This window comes from Streptomyces huiliensis (assembly GCF_020037025.1).
Lineage (GTDB): Bacteria > Actinomycetota > Actinomycetes > Streptomycetales > Streptomycetaceae > Streptomyces > Streptomyces huiliensis.
The window spans coordinates 1-16,350 of the sequence record NZ_JAIQLH010000229.1; the positions used below are offsets into that span (position 1 = coordinate 1).

General features: G+C 71.4%; 15 protein-coding genes. 9 read left to right on the forward strand and 6 right to left on the reverse strand.

Annotated features, from left to right (window positions below; translation table 11 throughout):
• The coding region (locus JNW98_RS29110) for a transglycosylase domain-containing protein (protein ID WP_223771292.1) at nucleotides 1-2,464 on the forward strand (2,464 nt) is incomplete at its 5' end.
• A 147-nt stretch (nucleotides 2,465-2,611) separates the two neighbouring features.
• A complete protein-coding gene (locus JNW98_RS29115; RefSeq protein ID WP_223771293.1) occupies nucleotides 2,612-4,102 on the forward strand; it encodes a glycosyltransferase family 87 protein in 1,491 nt (496 codons plus the stop codon).
• 53 nt (nucleotides 4,103-4,155) lie between these two features.
• Here JNW98_RS29115 and JNW98_RS29120 read toward each other — a convergent pair whose 3' ends face one another.
• From JNW98_RS29120 to JNW98_RS29130, 3 genes are all read right to left on the reverse strand, one after another.
• Entirely contained in the window at nucleotides 4,156-5,187 is a 1,032-nt protein-coding gene (locus JNW98_RS29120; RefSeq protein WP_223771294.1) for an alanine racemase, read from the reverse strand.
• Nucleotides 5,188-5,232: 45 nt separating this feature from the next.
• On the reverse strand, nucleotides 5,233-6,351 hold the full coding sequence (locus JNW98_RS29125; protein ID WP_223771295.1) for a lipid II:glycine glycyltransferase FemX: 1,119 nt from the start codon (nucleotides 6,349-6,351) through the stop codon (nucleotides 5,233-5,235).
• Nucleotides 6,352-6,452: 101 nt separating this feature from the next.
• Nucleotides 6,453-6,791 (reverse strand): hypothetical protein, encoded by a 339-nt coding sequence (locus tag JNW98_RS29130; protein ID WP_223771296.1) that lies wholly within the window; start codon nucleotides 6,789-6,791, stop codon nucleotides 6,453-6,455.
• A gap of 303 nt (nucleotides 6,792-7,094) precedes the next feature.
• Here JNW98_RS29130 and rpsF point away from each other — a divergent pair, with 303 nt between their 5' ends.
• The 4 genes from rpsF to rplI all read left to right on the forward strand — a co-directional run bounded on the left by rpsF (nucleotide 7,095) and on the right by rplI (nucleotide 8,862).
• Entirely contained in the window at nucleotides 7,095-7,385 is a 291-nt protein-coding gene (gene rpsF / locus JNW98_RS29135) for a 30S ribosomal protein S6 (protein WP_049719052.1), read from the forward strand.
• An 81-nt stretch (nucleotides 7,386-7,466) separates the two neighbouring features.
• Nucleotides 7,467-8,060: a single-stranded DNA-binding protein gene (locus JNW98_RS29140; RefSeq protein ID WP_223771297.1), complete on the forward strand. Its 594-nt coding sequence runs from the start codon at nucleotides 7,467-7,469 to the stop codon at nucleotides 8,058-8,060.
• A gap of 100 nt (nucleotides 8,061-8,160) precedes the next feature.
• Nucleotides 8,161-8,397: a 30S ribosomal protein S18 gene (rpsR, locus tag JNW98_RS29145; protein ID WP_004950692.1), complete on the forward strand. Its 237-nt coding sequence runs from the start codon at nucleotides 8,161-8,163 to the stop codon at nucleotides 8,395-8,397.
• Between the two features lie 18 nt (nucleotides 8,398-8,415).
• Entirely contained in the window at nucleotides 8,416-8,862 is a 447-nt protein-coding gene (rplI, locus tag JNW98_RS29150; RefSeq protein ID WP_185940371.1) for a 50S ribosomal protein L9, read from the forward strand.
• Between the two features lie 102 nt (nucleotides 8,863-8,964).
• Here rplI and JNW98_RS29155 read toward each other — a convergent pair whose 3' ends face one another.
• Nucleotides 8,965-10,305: an MATE family efflux transporter gene (locus JNW98_RS29155; protein WP_223771298.1), complete on the reverse strand. Its 1,341-nt coding sequence runs from the start codon at nucleotides 10,303-10,305 to the stop codon at nucleotides 8,965-8,967.
• 504 nt (nucleotides 10,306-10,809) lie between these two features.
• Between JNW98_RS29155 and dnaB the strand changes: the two genes are divergently transcribed.
• Entirely contained in the window at nucleotides 10,810-12,306 is a 1,497-nt protein-coding gene (gene dnaB, locus JNW98_RS29160; protein WP_223771299.1) for a replicative DNA helicase, read from the forward strand.
• A 31-nt stretch (nucleotides 12,307-12,337) separates the two neighbouring features.
• On the opposite strand, the gene JNW98_RS29165 is transcribed toward dnaB, so the two are convergent.
• Entirely contained in the window at nucleotides 12,338-14,092 is a 1,755-nt protein-coding gene (locus JNW98_RS29165; RefSeq protein WP_223771300.1) for an ABC-F family ATP-binding cassette domain-containing protein, read from the reverse strand.
• 308 nt (nucleotides 14,093-14,400) lie between these two features.
• On the opposite strand from JNW98_RS29165, the gene JNW98_RS29170 reads away from it, so the two are divergent.
• Together JNW98_RS29170 and JNW98_RS29175 are read left to right on the forward strand one after the other, a co-directional pair.
• Nucleotides 14,401-14,979: a TetR/AcrR family transcriptional regulator gene (locus JNW98_RS29170; RefSeq protein ID WP_223771301.1), complete on the forward strand. Its 579-nt coding sequence runs from the start codon at nucleotides 14,401-14,403 to the stop codon at nucleotides 14,977-14,979.
• 94 nt (nucleotides 14,980-15,073) lie between these two features.
• The gene (locus JNW98_RS29175; protein WP_223771302.1) at nucleotides 15,074-15,859 is read left to right on the forward strand and encodes an oxidoreductase; all 786 of its coding nucleotides are present in this window, start codon (nucleotides 15,074-15,076) and stop codon (nucleotides 15,857-15,859) included.
• Between the two features lie 73 nt (nucleotides 15,860-15,932).
• Here JNW98_RS29175 and JNW98_RS29180 read toward each other — a convergent pair.
• Nucleotides 15,933-16,350, reverse strand: a 418-nt coding sequence (locus JNW98_RS29180) for an NAD(P)-dependent oxidoreductase (protein WP_223771303.1), incomplete at its 5' end; no start/stop codon positions are given.

Consider the following 16,350-nt stretch of genomic DNA (forward strand, 5'->3'; position numbering starts at 1 on the left):
CGGTCCGGGCGGGCGCAGACGGCCGCCCGGCGGTGCCGCGGGCGCGGGCCGGGCCCGGCGGGACGGCGGCAGACCGGGGAAGAAGCGGTTCATCGACTATCCGAGGGCCGGGCGTGCCGGCTGGCGGCGCTGGGTCCCGTCCTGGCGGCTGGTCACCGGTTCGATCGCGTCGTTCATCGGGCTGATCGTGGGCACGGTGGGCGTGGCCCTGGCCGTGGTGCAGGTTCCCAGCGCCCAGCTGGCCTCGAAGGTGCAGAAGAACGTCTACTACTGGTCCGACGGCAAGCAGATGGTCGTGGCCGGCGGCGGCAGTCTCAACCGGCAGATCGTGCCGATCTCGCAGATCCCGATGTCCATGCAGAACGCGGTGATCTCCGCCGAGAACGCCAGTTTCTACAAGGACTGGGGCGTGGACCCGATGGGCATCGCCCGCGCGGTCGTGAAGATGGCGCAGGGCGGTGAGACGCAGAGCGGTTCGACGATCACCCAGCAGTTCGTCAAGAACACGTACCTGAGCCAGGAGCAGACGCTCAAGCGCAAGGCGACCGAGCTGCTGATCTCGGTCAAGGTCGGGGCCACCCAGGACAAGCACGACATCCTCGCCGGCTATCTCAACACCGCGTACTACGGCCGGGGCGCCTACGGGATCCAGGCGGCGGCGCGCGCGTACTACGACAAGGACTGCTCGGACCTGACGCCGAGCGAGAGCGCCTACCTGGCGGCGACGCTGAACGGGCCGAACCTCTACGACCCGTACGGCGGCCAGGGGCCGGCGGCGACGCCGGAGAAGAACACCAAGCGGGCCACGGACCGGTGGAAGTGGACGCTGGACCGGGAGGTCCAGATCGGCCACATGGAGGCGGCCGAGCGGGACAAGTGGGTCGGCCAGGGCTTCCCGCAGCCGCAGAAGCCCAAGCCGGCGACCAACCGCGCGGGCCAGATCGGCTACCTCACCGACCTCGCCGACAACTACATCACCGCACACTCCACGATCAGCAAGGGCGAGCTGGACAAGGGCGGTTATCAGATCTACACCACCTTCGACCGCAAGAAGGTCAACGCCCTGGCGAAGTCGGTCGAAGACGTGCGCAAGGCGAACCTCAAACCCGACGTGCGGGACGTCGACAAGTACGTCCAGTTCGGCGGCGCGTCGGTCGAGCCCGGCACCGGCAAGATCAAGGCCATCTACGGCGGCGAGAACGCCCTGACCCACTTCACCAACAACGCGGACTACACCGGCGTCCAGGTGGGGTCGACGTTCAAGCCGTTCGTGCTGGCGGCGGCCATGACGCACGGGAAGCGGAACCCCGCCCTGGGCGCGCAGCAGGGCGACGGCCAGCGCACGCTCGTCTCACCGGAGAGCATCTACAACGGTGACAACAAGCTGACCCTGCGGATGTACAACGGGACCGTCTGGCACGACCAGGACGGCCGGGAGTGGCACCAGAAGAACGACGGCGACGAGGACAAGGGCCTGATCAGCCTGCGGACGGCCATGCAGTTCTCGGTGAACACCCCGTACATCCAGCTGGGCATGGACGTCGGTACGGACCTGGTGCGGGAGGCGGCGCTGGCCGCGGGGCTGGACAAGGAGCAGCTGGCCTCGATCACCCCCACCTTCTCGCTGGGCACCTCCGCGCCGAGCGCGATCCGGCTGGCGGGCGCCTACGCGACGTTCGCGGACAACGGCCGACAGATCGACCCGTACTCCGTCGAGAAGGTGGAGAAGGACGGCAAGACGGCCTACCGGCACGAGAAGAAGAGCGCCCAGGCGTTCAGCGCCAACGTCGCGAACAACGTCACGGACGTGCTGAAGACGGTCGTGGACGCGGGTACGGGGACGGCGGCCAAGCTCGGCGCGCGGCCGGCGGCGGGCAAGACGGGCACGACCGACGGGAACCGCTCGGCGTGGTTCGCGGGCTACACTCCGCAGCTCTCCACGGCCGTCGGCATGTACCGCGTCAATCCGAATGCCAAGAACCAGCAGTTCCTGTCGATGCGGGGGGTGGGCGGCAAGGCGACGATCCACGGTGCCTCGTTCCCGGCGGAGATCTGGGCGGACTACATGGGCAAGGCCCTCAAGGGCACTCCTGTCCGGCAGTTCGACCCGCCACAGCCCATCGGCGAGAAGATCTTCGGTGACGGGGCCAGTCCGTCCCCGGTCCCGGCGCCGTCGGCGTCGCCGTCCGCGTCGCCCTCGGAGTCGGCGCCCGCGTCCCCGTCCGCTCCGCCGTCGCCGTCCCCCGAGCCCACCCGGACCTGTGGGCTGCTCGACGCGCGGTGCCGGCTGGGCGACCACGGGCACAAGGACGACGGCGGGGCCGGCGGCGGCCCGGCGGGGACCACGGGCGGCGAGCCCGGCGGGCCGGGCGGCCAGGAGGGCGATCCCGGCGGCGACGAGCAGATGCCGCCGGGGCAGAGCCGGCGCCAGGGCGGCGGCCTCTTCGGCGGGCCGTTCGGCTGAGAGCCCACTGCCTCTGAGAGCGCGCCGAAACCTCGGGACCGTTCCGTTCACTCGGAACGGTCCCGAGGTTTTCCACAAGGGCCGGCTTGTCCCCGGCTTGTCCACAGCCGCCAGCGGGCCTGGGGGACGTACGGCAGGATGGGCGCCATGAGGAGCGTGCGGGACGACCGGTCGGTGCGGCCCACCCAGGAGGACGAGATCGCCGCGGCCGGCAGTGAGCTGATCGGCGGGCCGGCGGGGCGGCGTGCGCTGCCCGGCGGGTGGCGGACGCCGGTGCGGGTGGTCGTGCTGGTGATGATCGGCATGTTCGCGCTCGGCATGGTGCAGAAGGCCCCCTGCTACGACCACGGCTGGTTCTTCGGGGCCACCACCCAGTACACCCACGCCTGCTACTCCGACATCCCGCACCTGTTCACGGGCCGCGGCTTCGACCAGGGGCTCATCCCGTACCTGGACGAGATCCCGCGCTCCATGGGCGACATGGACTATCTGGAGTACCCGGTCCTGACCGGGGCCTTCATGGAGGTCGCCGCGCTGCTGACGCCGGGCGGCAGCACGCAGCACCGGGCGCAGCTCTACTGGTTCGTGAACTCCGGGATGCTGCTGGTCTGCGCCGTGGTGATCGCCTTCTGCGTGGCCCGGACGCACCGGCGCCGGCCCTGGGACGGGCTGCTGGTGGCCCTGGCGCCGGCCTTCGCGCTGACGGCCACCATCAACTGGGACCTGTTCGCGGTGGCGCTGACCGCCGTGGCGATGCTGGCCTGGTCGCGGGGGCGGGCCGGCGCGGCGGGGCTGTTCATCGGGCTGGCGGCGGCGGCGAAGCTCTATCCGGTGCTGCTGCTGTGGCCGCTGTTCCTGCTGTGCTGGCGGGCGGGCCGGTGGCGGGAGTTCGGGACGGCGCTCTCCTCGGCCGTCGTCGCCTGGCTGGTGGTGAACGTGCCGCTGATGCTGGTCGTCGACGGGCCGATGGCGCCGATCCGGGCCGGCTGGGCGAAGTTCTACACCTTCAGCCAGGAGCGGCCGGTGGACTACGGGTCGCTCTGGCTGCTGATCTCCCAGCGCACGGGAGATCCCATGGACGACGTCAACACCTACGCGGCCGTGCTGATGGTCGTCGGCTCGCTGGCCGTCGGCGCGCTGTGCCTGTACGCGCCGCGGCGCCCGCGCCTCGCCCAGCTCGCCTTCCTGGAGATCGCGCTGTTCGTCGTGGCCAACAAGGTCTACTCGCCGCAGTACGTGCTGTGGCTGATCCCGCTGGCCGTCCTCGCCCGGCCCAGGTGGCGGGACTTCCTGGTCTGGCAGACGTGCGAGGTGCTCTACTTCCTCGGCATCTGGCTGCACCTGGCGTACACGGGCGACGGCGACAAGCACCAGGGGCTGCCGCAGGACGGCTACCAACTCGCGCTCGTGCTGCACCTGCTGGGGACGCTGTACCTGTGCGCGCTGGTGGTGCGCGACATCCTCAGGCCCGATCGCGACGTGATCCGGCGGGACGGCTCGGACGACCCGTCCGGAGGACCGCTCGACCGGGCGCCGGACATACACGTCCTGGGCCGGACGCGCCCGCACGAGCGGCACGACGAGCGTCCGGAGACCTTGCGGGTCCGATGGGGCACCGGGAGCGGCGGCACGGTCTAGCCGCCGCTCCGGGGCCGGTCACAGGGGGAACAACCGGCGGTCGACGGGGGGGCTCAGTGATCGAGTATCCGGTCGAACTGGGTGGTGGTGTGCCGCAGGTGGGCCACCAGCTCGTCGCCGACCTGCGGCGCGGGGGCGTCGTTCGGCACGAAGAGGATCGACACCTGCATGTGCGGGGGCTCGGCGAACCAGCGCTGCTTGCCCGCCCAGACGAAGGGCGAGAGGTTGCGGTTCATGGTGGCCAGGCCGGCGCGGGCGGTGTTCTTGGCCCGGGGCATCATGCCGTTCAGCGTCTTGGGCGCCTCCAGGCCGACACCGTGCGAGGTGCCGCCGGCCACCACGACGAGGTAGCCGTCACCGGTCACCTTCTGCTGGCGGTAGCCGAAGCGGTCACCCTTGACGACCGGGGTGACGTCCAGGACCGCGCCGCGGTACTGGGTGGCGTCGTGGTCGCCCAGCCACAGCCGGGTGCCGATCCGGGCCCGGAAGCGGGTCTGCGGGTACATCTGCTGGAGCCGGGCCAGGTCCTCGGACTTGAGGTGGCTGACGAACATGGTGTGCAGCGGCAGGTGGGCGGCGCGCAGCCGCTCCATCCACGCCGACACCTCGTCCACGCCGGTGGTGCCGTCGGCGCGGTCCAGGGGCAGGTGTATCGCGAAGCCCTCCAGGCGCACGTCCTCGATGGCGGCGTGCAGCTTGGGCAGGTCCTCCTCGCTGATGCCGTGCCGCTTCATGCTGCTCATGACCTCGATGACGACGCGCGCGCCGACCAGGCCGCGCACCCCCTCGACCGAGGAGACCGAGCGGATGGCCCGGTCGGGCAGCGGCACCGGCTCCTCGCCGAGCCGGAAGGGGGTGAGCACCAGCAGGTCACCGCCGAAGAGGTCCTTGGCGCGGGCCGCTTCGTAGGTGGTGCCGACGGCGAGGATGTCCGCGCCGAAGCGGATGACCTCTTCGGCGAGGCGTTCGTGGCCGAAGCCGTAGCCGTTGCCCTTGCAGACCGGGACGATGCCCGGGAACTGCTGGAGGACGGACTGCTGGTGTGCCCGCCAGCGCTGGGTGTCGACGTAGAGCGTGAGCGCCATGGCCGGTCCCGGAACCTTTCCCTGAGGTTGGATGGAGCAGTTGGATCAGCGGCGCGACATGTACATGTCGAGGGCCTTGTGCAGCAGCTTGTTGAGCGGGAAGTCCCACTCGCCGAGGTACTCGGCGGCCTGCCCGCCGGTGCCCACCTTGAACTGGATGAGGCCGAAGAGGTGGTCGTTCTCGTCCAGCGAGTCGCCGATGCCGCGGAGGTCGTAGACGCTGGCGCCGAGCGCGTAGGCGTCGCGCAGCATCCGCCACTGCATGGCGTTGGACGGCCGGACCTCGCGCTTGTGGTTGGCGGAGGCGCCGTAGGAGTACCAGACGTGCCCGCCGACGATCAGCATCGTCGCGGCGGCCACGGCCTCGCCCTCGTGGATGGCGAAGTACAGCCGCATGCGGTTGGGGTCCTCGGTGTTGAGGGCCGTCCACATGCGCTGGAAGTAACTCAGCGGGCGCGGGCGGAACTTGTCGCGCTCCGCGGTGATCTCGTAGAGGTGCTGCCAGGTGGCCAGGTCCTCGTAGCCGCCCTGGACGACCTCGACGCCGGCCTTCTCGGCCTTCTTGATGTTGCGGCGCCACAGCTGGTTGAAGCCCTTGTGGACGTCCTCCAGCGAGCGGTTCTCCAGCGGCACCTGGAAGACGTAGCGCGGCTGGACGTCGCCGAAGCCGGCGCCCTCCTCCTCGCCCTGCTGCCAGCCCATCCGGCGGAGCTTGTCGGAGACCTCGAAGGCGCGCGGCTCGATGAACGTGGGCTCGACGTCGCGCAGGCGCTTGGCGTCCGGGTCGGCGATGCCGGACTTGATCGCGTTGGCGTCCCAGCGGCGGATGACGACGGGCGGGCCCATCTTCACGGAGAACGCGCCCTGCTTCTTGAGGTGGGCCAGCATCGGCTGGAGCCAGTCCTCGAGGTTCGGGGCGTACCAGTTGATGACCGGGCCCTCGGGCAGGTAGGCCAGGTAGCGCTTGATCTTCGGCAGCTGGCGGTAGAGCACCAGGCCGGCGCCGACCATCTGGCCGGTCTTGTCGAACCAGCCCAGGCTCTCCGAGCGCCACTCGGCCTTGACGTCCGCCCAGGCCGGCACCTGCATGTGACTGGCAGCGCGCAGGCTCTGGATGTATGCCAGATGCTGCTGTCGGCTGATGGTCCTCAGGGTCAGGCTCATGCGGGGCGCTCCTCGGCAGGTGTGTCCCCAGGGTCGGGGCTCCGGCTCTCGCGCCGAAGCCTACTGCGACCGGGGAGCGCCCCGTTTGGGCGTACGGTCCGCTATCCGATCACACCGCCGAAGAGGCCGCCGTGGGCCATGCCCAGGAAGAAGCCGATGGCGGCCGCGCCCAGGCCGATGATCAGCAGGAAGCGCTCGCCCGTGGTGGCGGAGATGAACTGGCCCCACGCGCCGGTGAGGATTCCCACCAGGCCGCTCCACGAGCTGAGCAGGTGGAGGTGGGACCAGGCCGAGGAGACGATGGCCAGCAGGCCCAGCACGACCGTCGCCGCGACCAGGGTGTTCTCCCGTGGATGCGGCTTTCCGTCGCTGTTGAGCACCGTGTTGATGAAGGAGCGGGGGTTCCTCGATGTGGGAGTCCGGCGGACTGCCTGTGTCATGGGTCTACCTCCTGAAGGCAGGCGGCGCGGTGTAGCGCCGGTCACACCCGGTGCGTCCAGAGTGAAGGGGCGGGCGGCCGGATTTCAACCGGACGCCGGTGTGCGGGTACTCTGGACGGTCTGCATCGGTATCTGTCCGGACCTGGCTTCCGTCCCGGGGGCGACCCAGGGACTTCCCGCTGATCGTCCGTGCGGTTGGCATCGGCCTCGATGTCAGTGTCAGCCGATACCGTTGTTCACGCATCACGACCCTCCTGCCACGGATCGACCGTGGCCGCTGAGTCCAAAGGAGGTGGGTTCCACATGCGTCACTACGAGGTGATGGTCATCCTCGACCCCGATCTGGAGGAGCGCGCTGTCTCTCCCCTGATCGAGAACTTCCTCTCCGTCGTCCGTGAGGGCAACGGAAAGGTCGAGAAGGTCGACACCTGGGGCCGTCGTCGTCTCGCTTACGAGATCAAGAAGAAGCCCGAGGGCATCTACTCGGTCATCGACCTTCAGGCCACGCCTGAGGTCGTCAAGGAGCTCGACCGCCAGATGAACCTGAACGAGTCGGTCCTCCGGACCAAGGTCCTCCGTCCCGAGACCCACTGAACCCCTTCGGTTCAGAGGTAATCGGGCTGTATCGCAACGAGTAGCAAGCAGCCAGCAGCACACCCGCCGAGAGGTTCACCCATGGCAGGCGAGACCGTCATCACGGTCGTCGGCAATCTCGTCGACGACCCCGAGCTGCGCTTCACCCCGTCCGGTGCGGCGGTCGCGAAGTTCCGTATCGCGTCCACTCCCCGCACCTTCGACCGCCAGACCAACGAATGGAAGGACGGCGACAGCCTCTTCCTGACGTGCTCGGTGTGGCGGCAGGCGGCGGAGAACGTCGCCGAATCGCTCCAGCGAGGCATGCGCGTCATCGTGCAGGGCCGGCTGAAGCAGCGGTCCTACGAGGACCGCGAGGGCGTCAAGCGCACGGTCTACGAGCTCGACGTCGAAGAGGTCGGCGCCAGCCTGAAGAACGCGACGGCGAAGGTCACCAAGACCACGGGCCGTGGTGGCCAGGGTGGCTATGGCGGCGGCAACGGCGGCGGCGGTGGCCAGCAGGGTGGCGGCGGCTGGGGCTCCGGTCCCAGCGGTCCGCAGGGCGGCGGGGCTCCCGCCGACGACCCCTGGGCGACCGGCGCTCCGTCCGGCGGCCAGCAGGGCGGCGGCGGAGGTGGCTGGGGCGGCGGCTCCGGCAACTCCGGCGGCGGCTACTCGGACGAACCGCCCTTCTAGGCCCTCCGGGGTCTGGAGCCAGGCCCTCCGGGGCCCGGACCGCCTCCGCGGCGGTCCGAGGGCGACAGCAAAAACTTCTTGATCACACTGGAGAGAGACAATGGCTAAGCCGCCTCCGCGCAAGCCCAAGAAGAAGGTCTGCGCTTTCTGCAAGGACAAGACCGCTTACGTGGACTACAAGGACACGAACATGCTGCGGAAGTTCATTTCCGACCGCGGCAAGATCCGTGCCCGCCGCGTGACCGGCAACTGCACCCAGCACCAGCGTGACGTCGCCACGGCCGTGAAGAACAGCCGTGAGATGGCGCTGCTGCCCTACACCTCGTCCGCGCGATAAGGGAAGGGTGACCGAAAAATGAAGATCATCCTCACCCACGAGGTCTCCGGCCTCGGCACCGCCGGTGACGTCGTCGACGTCAAGGACGGCTACGCCCGCAACTACCTGGTCCCGCGCGGTTTCGCGATCCGCTGGACCAAGGGCGGCGAGAAGGACGTGGCGCAGATCCGCCGCGCCCGCAAGATCCGCGAGATCGCCACGATCGAGCAGGCCAACGAGGTCAAGGGTCAGCTGGAGGGTGTCAAGGTCCGCCTGGCCACCCGTGCCGGCGAGGCCGGCCGCCTGTTCGGCTCCGTGACCCCCGCCGACATCGCTTCCGCGATCAAGGCTTCCGGTGGTCCCGAGGTCGACAAGCGCCGTGTCGAGGTGGGCTCGCCCATCAAGACCCTGGGTGCCCACCAGGTGTCCGTGCGTCTGCACGCCGACGTCGTCGCCAAGCTCGGCATCGAGGTCGTCGCCGCGTAAGCGGAACGCCGCTCCCTCGCGGAGTGGCGACCGGAAGGGCCGTACCCCTCGGGGTGCGGCCCTTCCGGCGTTCCGGGCCGGGGCTCAGGCCGTACCGCGAGTTCAGGCCCGTACCGCGCCGGTGACGAGCCAGCGGCCGGAGCGGATGCGCAGCCACAGCGTCCCCATCCGTACCGCCATCATCAGCGCCATGGCCCACCAGAGGGCCGTGAGCCCGCCGCCCAGCGGCGGGACGAGCAGTGCGACGGGCGCGAAGACCGCGAGCACCACCAGCATCGCCCGGGCGAGGTACGGGCCGTCCCCGGCGCCCATCAGCACCCCGTCCAGGACGAAGACGACCCCGGCCACCGGCTGGCTGAGCGCGGCCACCAGCAGGGCGGGCAGCAGGGCCCGCCGGACGTCCTGGTCGGCGGTGAACAGCGGGGTGAACAGCGGCCGGGAGGCCACCACCAGGATCCCGAGGGCGACGCCGGTGCCGATCCCCCACTGGACCATCCGTCGGCAGGCGGCGCGGGCGCCTTCGGCGTCCCCGGCGCCCAGGTACCGGCCGATGATCGACTGCCCGGCGATGGCGATGGCGTCGAGGGCGAAGGCCAGCAGGTTCCACAGCGAGAGCACGATCTGGTGGGCGGCCACCTCCCGGTCCCCCAGCCGGGCCGCGACCGCCGTGGCGATCAGCATGACGGCGCGCAGGGCGAGGGTGCGGACGAGCAGCGGGACGCCGGCCCGGGCGCAGGCGCGGATGCCGGCGGCGTCCGGGCGCAGCGAGGCGCCGTGCCGCCGGGCGCCCCGGACCACGACGACGAGGTAGGCGGCGGCCATGCCGTTCTGGGCGGCGACGGTGCCCCAGGCCGAGCCGGCGATGTCCCAGCCCGCCCCGTAGACGAAGACGACGTTGAGCAGGGCGTTGGCCGCGAAGCCGGCGACGGCCACGTACAGCGGGGTCCGCGTGTCCTGGAGCCCGCGCAGGACGCCGGTGGCGGCGAGGACGGCCAGCATGGCGGGGAGCCCCAGGGCGCTGATCCGCAGGTAGGTGACGGCGTGCGGGGCGGCGTCCGCGGAGGCGCCGAAGACGTCGACGAGGGCGGGGGCACCGGGGAGGACGGCGAGCGCGAGGACGGTGCCGAGCAGCAGGGCGAGCCAGATGCCGTCCATGCCCTGCCGGATGGCGGCCGGGAGGTCGCCGGCGCCTACCCGGCGGGAGACGGCGGCGGTGGTGGCGTAGGCGAGGAAGACGCAGACGCCGACGGCGGTGGTGAGGAGCGGTGCGGCGATGGCGAGGCCGGCGAGGCGGTCGGTGCCGAGGTGGCCCACGATGGCGGTGTCGGCCATGAGGAACAGCGGCTCGGCGACGAGGGCGCCGAAGGCCGGCACGGCCAGGGCGAGTATCTCGCGGTCGTGTCGCCGCGCGGCGCGCGGTCCACGCGCGAGTCCGTCGCTCATGCGTTCCATTCAATCGTCCACAGGTAATGTGTGCAACTGGTGGTTGTCTATTACCTGTGGCGGCGGGGTGTGATCTTCTCTGCGCCGTTTGTCGTGATCCGGCCCCGGCGGGAGAACTTTTTCTCCTCAACAGCCGGTGGATGGGAAACCCGCAGGTCAGGGGCGGTCGCCTGGGATGGGTGTGGGGTTGTCCACAGCGGTTTCCCCCGGCTCGTGCACAGGATCGGGGGAGTTCTCCACAGGATGGGGCCGTTCATCCACACCTCCTGTGGATAACCAGATTGGCTGACGGTGCCCGCGGCCCTACCGTGGACCGGCGCCCGCCGTCCGTTCCCGTCCCGTCCCGCGCCTCCGGACCACCCCGTCCGGGCCCCGCGCGGACACCGGAAACCGCGTCGCACCCGATGTGCCGGAACCGGAGTCGGGCGTCCTGTTTGTCGGTGCCGTGCCGTAAGAAAGAGGCGCACGGCGAGGTCCGCACCGCGGACGGGAGGAGGTGGCGGGGTGAGCGTCCACGAGCCCATGGACGGCCCGTGGGGCGAGGAGGGGCCGGGCGACCGGCTGCCGTTCCCCCGCAACCGCCGGGCCGAGGGCAAGGGCCGTGGCGAGTGGCGCGACGGTGACGAGGGCGGCGGCCGGCAGGGCCAGGACGGCGAGCGGGGCCCGCAGGGCAGCGGCTTCGAGCGCGTCCCGCCGCAGGACCTGGACGCCGAGCAGTCGGTGCTGGGCGGCATGCTGCTGTCCAAGGACGCCATCGCCGACGTCGTCGAGGTCCTCAAGGGCCACGACTTCTACCGGCCCGCCCACGAGACCGTCTACCAGGCCATCCTCGACCTCTACGCGAAGGGCGAGCCGGCCGACCCGATCACCGTGGCCGCCGAGCTCACCAAGCGCGGCGAGATCGCCCGCGTCGGCGGCGCGGCCTACCTGCACACCCTGGTCCAGACGGTCCCCACCGCCGCCAACGCCGAGTACTACGCCGAGATCGTCCACGAGCGGGCGGTCCTGCGCCGGCTCGTCGAGGCCGGCACCCGCATCACACAGATGGGGTATGCGGCCGACGGTGACGTGGACGACATCGTCAACAGCGCCCAGGCCGAGATCTACGCGGTCACCGAGCAGCGGACCAGCGAGGACTACCTGCCGCTGGGCGACATCATGGAGGGCGCGCTCGACGAGATCGAGGCCATCGGCTCGCGCAGCGGCCAGATGTCCGGCGTCCCCACCGGCTTCACCGACCTCGACGCGCTGACCAACGGCCTGCACCCCGGCCAGATGATCGTCATCGCGGCCCGTCCCGCGATGGGCAAGTCGACCCTGGCGCTGGACTTCGCCCGGGCCTGCTCCATCAAGCACAACATGCCGAGCGTGATCTTCTCGCTCGAGATGGGGCGCAACGAGATCGCGATGCGCCTGCTCTCCGCCGAGGCGCGGGTGGCGCTGCACCACATGCGCTCCGGCGCCATGACGGACGAGGACTGGACGCGGCTCGCCCGCCGCATGCCGGACGTCTCGCAGGCCCCGCTGTTCATCGACGACTCGCCGAACCTGTCGATGATGGAGATCCGGGCCAAGTGCCGCCGCCTGAAGCAGCGGCAGGACCTCAAGCTGGTGATCATCGACTACCTCCAGCTGATGCAGTCCGGCGGCTCCCGGCGGGCCGAGAGCCGTCAGCAGGAGGTCTCGGACATGTCCCGTAACCTCAAGCTCCTCGCCAAGGAGCTGGAGCTCCCGGTGATCGCCCTGTCGCAGCTGAACCGTGGCCCCGAGCAGCGCACCGACAAGAAGCCGATGGTCTCCGACCTGCGTGAGTCCGGCTCCATCGAGCAGGACGCCGACATGGTCATCCTGCTGCACCGCGAGGACGCCTACGAGAAGGAGTCCCCGCGGGCCGGCGAGGCCGACATCATCGTCGGCAAGCACCGTAACGGCCCCACGGCGACGATCACCGTGGCCTTCCAGGGCCACTACTCGCGGTTCGTGGACATGGCGCAGACCTGACGGGCGGGCGCGGCCCCGGGCTCGGGCTCACTCACCGCTTCACCGGGGCCTCCCGCGGTTCGACGAGGCGTCCGGCGCGGAGGGTGACCGGGGTGCCGGTGAAGCGGGCGCGGAGGCGGCGGTCGTGGGTGACGACGACGACCGCGCCGCCGTAGCCGGCGAGGGCTCCCTCCAGCTCCTCGACCAGGGCCGGGGAGAGGTGGTTGGTCGGTTCGTCGAGGAGCAGCAGGTCGACGGGGTCGGCGACGAGGCGGGCCAGTTCGATGCGGCGGCGCTGCCCGTAGGACAGATCGCCCACCCTCAGGCGCAGGTCGGCGCGGCCGAAGAGGCCGAGGGACAGCAGCCGGTCGGTGTGCTCGTCGAGGTCGCCCCCGCGGCCGGCGGCGAACGCCTCGGGGACGGTCAGGCCGGGCGGCCACGGCGTCTCCTCCTGCCTCAGGTGCCCGACGTGTCCCGCCGTTCTCACGATGCCCGCGTCCGGGCGGAGTTCGCCCGCCAGGACGCGCATCAGCGTCGTCTTGCCGGCGCCGTTGGGGCCGGTGACCAGCAGGCGTTCCCCGGCGGCGACGCGCAGGGACGGCACGTGCAGCCGGTCGCCGACGCGGACGTCGGTGAGCTCGGCCGCCGGGCGGTCGGTCCGGGCGCGGACGCCGGTGCGCTCGGCCGCCGCGTGCCCGGCGTCGGCGGGGACATCGGCGGGTCCGGCTCCCGCGCGCTCGGCCTCCGCGCGCTCCTCGGTCGTGGTCACGCGGGCCGCGAACACCAGCGGCTCGGGCGGTGGCGCGACGGGGTTCTCCGTCAGCCGCGCGACCCGCTCCTTGGCGTTGCGGATGCGGACCATCGCCCCGTGGCCCCGGCCGCGGGCGCGGAAGCCGCCGTGCCCGAAGACGGAGAGGGGAAGCTTGCGGGGGATCTCTCCGAGCCGGGCCGTGTTCCTGGCGGCCAGCTCCCGGTTCCGGTCCAGCTCGGCGCACCACTCCTCGTACTCCTGCAGGCGGCGGCGCCGGTCGGCGGCCTTGGCGGCGAGGTAGCCGGCGTAGCCGTCGCCGTGTCGCGTCACGCGGCCCTCGCCGACCTCCAGGATCGTGGTGGCGACCCGTTCGAGGAACACCCGGTCGTGGGTGACCGCGAGGACGGTGCCGCGGTGGGCCCGCAGCCGGTCCTCCAGCCAGGCCACGGCCTGGTCGTCCAGGTCGTTGGTCGGTTCGTCGAGCAACAGGAGTTCCGGCTGGGACGCCAGGGTCGCGGCCAGCGCGAGCCGGGACCGTTCGCCGCCCGAGAGGGTGCCCAGCGGCCGGTTCCGGTCCAGGCCGGGCAGGCCGAGGCCGTGCAGGGCGATGTCGACCCCGGCCTCCGCCTCGTATCCGTCGCGTGCCTCGTAGCGGGCGACGAGGCCGGCGTACGCGTCGAGGGCGGCGGCCAGTTCGGGCCCGGCCAGGCCCGTCAGCCCGGCCGCGGCGCGGCCGATCCGCGCCTCCAGCTCGCGCAGCTCGGCGAGGGCCGCGTCCACCGCGTCCTGGACGGTGGCCTCGGGCGGCAGGTCGAGGGACTGGGCGAGGTAGCCGACGCCGCCCGGCGCGATGACGGTCAGTTCGCCGTCGTCCGGCAGGTCCTGACGGGCCATCAGACGGAGGAGCGTGGACTTGCCGGCGCCGTTGTCGCCGATGATGCCGGCCTTCTCGCCGGGGCGGACGCTGAGCGACACGTCGTCCAGTACGACGTTGTCGCCGAAGCGGCGGGTGAGGTTCCGGAGGGTGAGTTGCGCGGTGTGGTCGGCGGTGTGCATACGGGAGTCCCCTGTTCTCGGCCATGCCGATCGGAACGGGCGGTGGGAGGCGCGTCCGCGCACGACGGGTTCGCCCGCGGCCGGTGCCGGGTGGCACGGGAGACGGCGGCGCGGGAGGGGCGGAGGCGCGGACGGGAACGCGCGACGGCGGAGCGGAGCTCAACGCGGTGGCGCGGGGACTGTCACAGGGAACCCATGGGACGGACCGTAGGCCGGTGAACGCCGGTTCGCAACACGTTTATTGGGGGACGAGTGGCCGACGGGGCGATTGTTGACCTCCGGGTCAAGAAAGGGCTAACGTATCGATCATGGGAAGGCCGAAGCAGTTCGATCCGGACGTCGCCGTCGAGCGGGCCATGGAGGTGTTCTGGAGCAAGGGATACGCCGCCACGACACCGCAGGACCTCGTCGACGCGCTCGGCATCGGCAAGGGCAGCCTCTACAACGCCTTCGGCAGCAAACGGGAGTTGTTCGAGCGGGCGCTGTGCCGGTACCGCGACGGGCAGGCGGTCGCGCTCGTCGAGCTGCTGGAGGCCGGCGGTCCGGTCAAGGAGCGGCTGCGCCGGACGCTGCACCTCCTCGCCGAGATGGACCTCGCCGACCCCGGCCACCGCGGCTGCATGGCCGTCAACACGGCGGCCGAGCTCGGCGCGGAGGACGAACGGGCGGCGGAGCTCGTCCGGCGCATGTTCGACCGTACCGAGGGCGCCTTCCGCGCCCTGGTCGAAGAGGGGCAGCGGACGGGCGAGATCAACGCCGGCCGTGACGCCCGCAGCCTCGGGAGCCTGCTGCTGAACACGGTGATCGGACTGCGGCTCATGGGCCGCGTCGCGGACGGACCGGACCGGCCCGCCCGAGTGATCGACGCCGTCCTCGACGGACTCTGACGGGTCGGCGCCGCTGGTGCCCGGCGGCTGCCACCGCGCTCACCGCGGCCACCCCTGCACTCATTTTGTACCTCAAATTCAAGAACGGGGAACCATGGATCTCAACCTCACCGCCAAGACCGCCGTCGTCACCGGTGCGAGCCGGGGCATCGGCCTGGCGACCGTCCGTTCGCTGGTCGCCGAGGGCGTCCGCGTGGTCGGCGCGGCCCGGACGATCACTCCGGAGCTCCGGGCGACGGGCGCCGTCACCGTCTCCGCCGACCTGGGCACGCCCGAGGGCGTACGGCTCCTGGAGGAGCGCTCCCTCGCCGAACTCGGCGGCATCGACCTGCTGGTGAACAACGTCGGCGCCGGCGACGGCGTCGAGCTGGGCGGCTTCCTCAGCGTGGACGACGACCACTGGCGGGCCGTCTTCGACCTCAACCTCATGAGCGCGGTGCGCGTCTCCCGCTTCGCCCTGCCGAGCCTCGTCGAGCGCCGCGGGTCGATCGTCAACGTCTCGTCGGTCAACTCCCGCCTTCCCGCGGCCGGCCCCGTCGCGTACAGCACGGCCAAGGCGGCGCTCACCGCGCTCGGGAAGTCCCTCAACGAGGAGTTCGGGCCCCAGGGCGTGCGGGTCAACACCGTGTCCCCCGGCGTCGTGCGGACCACCATCTGGGCCGGCCCGGACGGCTTCGGCGGGCAGGTCGCGGCGGCCGCCGGGGTCGAGGACTACGACGCGTTCCTGCGGGACCTGCCGTCGGCCTTCGGTATCACCACCGGGCGGATCACCGAGCCCGAGGAGGTCGCGGCGCTGATCACGTTCCTGTTGTCCGACGTGGCGGGGAACATCTCCGGCGCGGACTACGTGATCGACGGCGGGACGATCAAGGTGATCTGACGCCCGGCGCCGTCGGTGGGGCCCGGCATCGTCGGTGGGGCCCGGCGCCGCCGTTGCCGGCAGCCGCCGCCGGTCAGTACGCGACGGTGAACCGCGCCCCGCGGTGCCGCGGCCGCTCCATCTCGTCCAGCATGGCGATCGCGAAGTCCTGGTACGAGATGGCCGAGACGCCGTCGGGGGCGATCAGCAGCTCGTCGGTGCCCGAGCGGTAGCGGCCGGTCCGTTCGCCGTTCTCCAGCAGGGCCGGCGGGCTGACGTACGTCCACTCGACGTCGGGCCCGGCGGCGCGGACGAGGGCGTACTGGTCCGTGCTCGCCTGGGCGATGGGCCGCCAGGAGGCGGGCACCCAGGCCGGGTCGTCGAGGACGGTCCGGCCGCCGCCGCCCGGGACGGTCAGGCTGCCCGCGCCGCCGACGATCAGCAGCCGGGCACCGGTCCCGGCGACGCCGGCGAGCAGCGCCTTGGTGGCGGTGACCAGGTCCTGTTCCCGG